At 62.7% G+C, this 3,851-nt stretch carries 4 protein-coding genes; 2 read left to right on the top strand and 2 right to left on the bottom strand.

Annotation, left to right across the window (positions count from 1 at the left end; all coding sequences use genetic code 11):
• The first annotated feature begins 263 nt into the window (after nt 1-263).
• A complete protein-coding gene (locus tag Q0L54_RS10765; protein WP_296667993.1) occupies nt 264-533 on the top strand; it encodes a hypothetical protein in 270 nt (89 codons plus the stop codon).
• Between the two features lie 400 nt (nt 534-933).
• A complete protein-coding gene (locus Q0L54_RS10760) occupies nt 934-2,430 on the top strand; it encodes an amidohydrolase family protein (protein ID WP_296667992.1) in 1,497 nt (498 codons plus the stop codon).
• A gap of 305 nt (nt 2,431-2,735) precedes the next feature.
• On the opposite strand, the gene Q0L54_RS10755 is transcribed toward Q0L54_RS10760, so the two are convergent.
• Together Q0L54_RS10755 and Q0L54_RS10750 are read right to left on the bottom strand one after the other, a co-directional pair.
• Nucleotides 2,736-3,254 carry a GNAT family N-acetyltransferase gene (locus tag Q0L54_RS10755; protein ID WP_296667989.1) on the bottom strand — a complete coding sequence of 173 codons (519 nt, stop codon included), beginning with the start codon at nt 3,252-3,254 and terminating at the stop codon, nt 2,736-2,738.
• A 16-nt stretch (nt 3,255-3,270) separates the two neighbouring features.
• On the bottom strand, nt 3,271-3,549 hold the full coding sequence (locus Q0L54_RS10750) for a DUF1778 domain-containing protein (protein WP_296667988.1): 279 nt from the start codon (nt 3,547-3,549) through the stop codon (nt 3,271-3,273).
• Between the last annotated feature and the right edge of the window lie 302 nt (nt 3,550-3,851).

Genomic DNA, 3,851 nt, shown 5'->3' with positions numbered 1-3,851 from the left:
TTGGTAGCGCACTTGACTGGGGGTCAAGGGGTCGCAGGTTCAAATCCTGTCAGCCCGACCGCGTAGGGCCTCGTACCAGGGGAAACTCTGGTGCGGGGCCCTTCTACATCGGCCTTGCCCGGCCTCTTGGTGACATTTTCGTGACACCGCACGAGAGCCGCGCCGGCGCTGGTGCAATCTCTGTTGATCGACTCGCTATGCGCTGCTTGGCCAACCTTCACCGCCTACCTATGCGTGTCAGTCGCCTCGCCTAATGTCCTTCCATGACTCCAGAACAGGCTGTGGAAGCAATCCTTGCGCGCTCCGAGGACTATCTAGGCGACGCCGTCGCGGGGGCGTGCTACGAGGCTGTGCTGGCCCTCCAGGAGGCCGGGGCCTCCGGCGCCGAGCGGGTGGCCGCGATCTCCGCGTTCGCAGAGGCGAAGCGCCGCATTCGGGCCGACATGCTCGATCTCCTCACCCTTGAAGAATGCGAGCCTCCACGTTCGTCGGGCCCGTCGGGGGCAACCGGGGGGCACCGTCGTGATTTCTGACGTCGCACAGAGCCTCGTGGAGCCTGACCCGGTTGCGTTCGGCGGTCGTGCGATCCTTCGTCACCGCGAGGAAGATCGGCCACGTCCCGAACGGATGGAACAACACGAACAGCCCACCGAAGACGGCACCGGACGCCCCGAGAAACGTCATCACGACCTCCCAATCACCGTCGAACGTGCTCTGCGGATCCTACCCAGCCGCTGGACGGGTACATCGAGGCCGGACAGAGGCGACGGACAGACCCCGAATCGCGGGAACCGGCGCGCTCACACTCACCAACTCGACGACCTGTAACCGTCGGCCAATCACGGGTCCGGCTGATCGGTGGTCCACCAATCGGTCTCGCGCTGCTGGGCTATCGTCAAGAGGGTGAAACTCAGGTAGAGAGGTGGTGCGGTGGTGACGGCTCTTGATGTGATCGTGACCAATGGTCGGGTCATCGATCCCGAGTCAGGTTTGGACGGGATCAGGCATGTCGGGATCCGTGGTGGGGAGATCGTGGCGGTTTCGGAGTCGCCTCTGGTTGGAGAGGTGACGGTCGATGCGTCTGGGTTGACAGTGGCGCCGGGGTTCATCGATCTGCACAGTCACACCCAGTCGATCGCGGGTGATCGGATCCAGGCGTTCGATGGTGTGACCACGGCACTGGAGTTGGAGTCGGGGATCATGCCGATAGGGACCTGGTACGACTCGCAAGCTTCTTCGGGTCGAGCGATCAACTATGGGGCGTCGGTGGCCTGGACCTTTGCCCGTGTCGCCGAGTTGAACCCCGAGTTGGGTGATCCCGATGGAACGCTCACCTACTTCCAGCGGGCTTTTGGTCATCCGGAATGGTCGACGCATGTCGCGGATCAGCCGCAGGTCGATGCAATCCTCGCTCGGATCGAGCAAGGACTGCGAGAGGGTGGAATCGGGGTCGGCATCAACAATGGGTATGCGCCGGGTGCGGGTGTCCAGGAGATGGCAGAAGTCTGTTCTCTTGCCGCTCGATACGGGGTGCCGACCTTCACGCATATCTCGTATATGGCCAATGTCGACCCGGACAGCTCGTTTCAGGGGTACCTGCGATTGATCGCGTATGCAGCAACGACTGGCGCTCACATGCACATCTGTCATCTGAACTCGACCAGCCTGCGCGACATCGAACGATGCGCAACGGCGATCCGAGAAGCCCAGGCGGCCGGTCTCAAGATCACCACCGAGGCGTATCCGTATGGTGCCGGCTCCACGCTGATCGGCGCGGCGATGTTCCTCGATCCCGACTTCCGGAAACGCACCGGTTCGGACTGGTCCGACATCGTGGTCAACGCAACCGGGGAAGCGATCGCCAGTGAGGAACGTCTCCGAGAGTTGCAGGCCGAAGATCCCGGCAATCTGGTCGTTTGGCATTACATCCATCCTGAAACCAATGAAGCGCACCAGAAGATGCTCGACATGTCGAATCTCTATCCGGGCGCTGCCATCGCCTCTGATGCAATGCCCTGGGCCATGCCGGATGGCAGCTTCGTGGACGAGGATGTGTGGCCCATTCCCGACGAGGCGGTTGCTCATCCTCGATCGGCGGGAACATACGCCAGGTTCATCTCCCAATACGTGAACAGGCTCGGGAAGATCACCCTGATGGAAGCGATCGAGAAGTGTTCGTTGATCCCTGCCCAGATCCTCGAAGAGTCGACCCCTCAAATGAAACGGAAAGGACGCCTGCAGGTCGGGAAAGACGCCGACCTGATCGTCTTCGACGCCAACGAGGTGGAAGACAAGGCCACCTTCCAGCATCCGACCATCCCATCGACCGGCATGCGCCACGTCATAGTCAACGGTGTGCGCCTCATCTCCAACGGTGAACTCGACACAAACGCCCTCCCCGGCAAACCCGTCCGTCGACAGGTCAAATGAAACAGAGGTGCTGTCCCTCGTCATGGTTGACAACCTCTACGGCTACAGCCCGGATGCCGGCACGACGGTAGGACTCGAACGCTAGCGCGCTCATGTCCCCTGCAAGCCATCCAGCGCACATATCGCTCACCGCCCCGAGCGATTTGGCGCACCCACGCGCGCTCTGGAACCGGCATGTGGTAGTGCCTCGCTGGCTACAGGCCGTGGCGACGGGGCGAGCGCCATGCTCAGTGTTACCCCCCGGGTTTCGTAGAGGCGCGAAGCTGTGATTCGCCGATGCGTACGGACTTCTTGCCGCCGGTGGATTAGCCGATTCCGAGCGATGCGCGAGCGTCTTTGAGTAGCAGCGCCAGCGTCATCGGATTGTGGGGGAGGGGTGTGAATTCGGGGATGGCGCTGAGGTAGAAGTCTTTGGCTGCGGTGTCCTTGCAGTGCACGATGATCGCTCGGGCACCGATGTCGCTGGAGGCGGCGATGGCGCGACGGATGGCGTCGAGCAGGAGTGCCCGTCCAAGGCGCTTGCCCGTGTGGCGCTCGTCCACGGCGAGTCGTGCGAGAACGATGACGGGAATGGGGTGGCGGCCACCGCCAGAAGTCATGCGAGCAGTGGCTTCGGCAGGGGCGACAGAGCCCATGGCGATCGCGTAGTACGCGACGACGTCGGCGCTGTCGCTGAGCGTGACGACGGCGACTCGGGTGTGGCCGCCTTTGTGGGATCCGCGCGCATGCTTCTGCAGCCAGGTGGCGAGCTCATTGCTCGTGCAGCGGAATCCCGTGACGTCGTGTGCGTCCGAGAGGTGGACGGGGCTGAGGTAGTCACTCACCGGCCAGCCTCGCGAGTCAGCGGTCGGCGAAGGGCGACGGCTCGGCCGCCAGATCCCTGAGCCCGGGAAGGACCCGTGACGGCTCGTCGAGCTGGGCGAGGAACGAGTCGTAGTCTTCGTCGGACAGCTGGAACGTCCAGCGCTCTGCGAGGACCTCGTCGGCAGCCTTCTTCGCTGCCTGGAGCACGAAGGCCGAGAGATCCTGCTCGGCAGCCCTCGCGGCCTCCCGCAGGTGGTCCTTCGCCTCGGCGGAAATCCGCATCTGCAGGTACTCGTCGCGAGTGGGTGTAGCCATGTCGTCCTCCAAAGACTCACCCGCCACTGTAGAGACAATGTCATGACGGCGTCAATACGTTGTCACGACAGAAGGCATATGGGTGGAATCGACCGTCGAGCGCGCGGCGCCTCGCGACCTCATCACATTGCCATCAGATTCAACCGTGAACAACCGTGAACGTCCGGATACCCTCGTGAACAGAGAGCCGCCCGGTTCCCTAGCAACTTGAGGGAATCCGTGAGTTTCGGGAACAACCGTGAAGGACCGGAAATAGCCCGGTCCCTACAAGGGGTCGCAGGTTCAAATCCTGTCAGCCCGAC

The organism is Demequina sp., assembly GCF_024642165.1.
In the GTDB taxonomy this organism is placed as follows: domain Bacteria; phylum Actinomycetota; class Actinomycetes; order Actinomycetales; family Demequinaceae; genus Demequina.
Note: the sequence above shows the minus strand (reverse complement) of the source record. Positions and strands in the feature narration are given on the sequence as shown.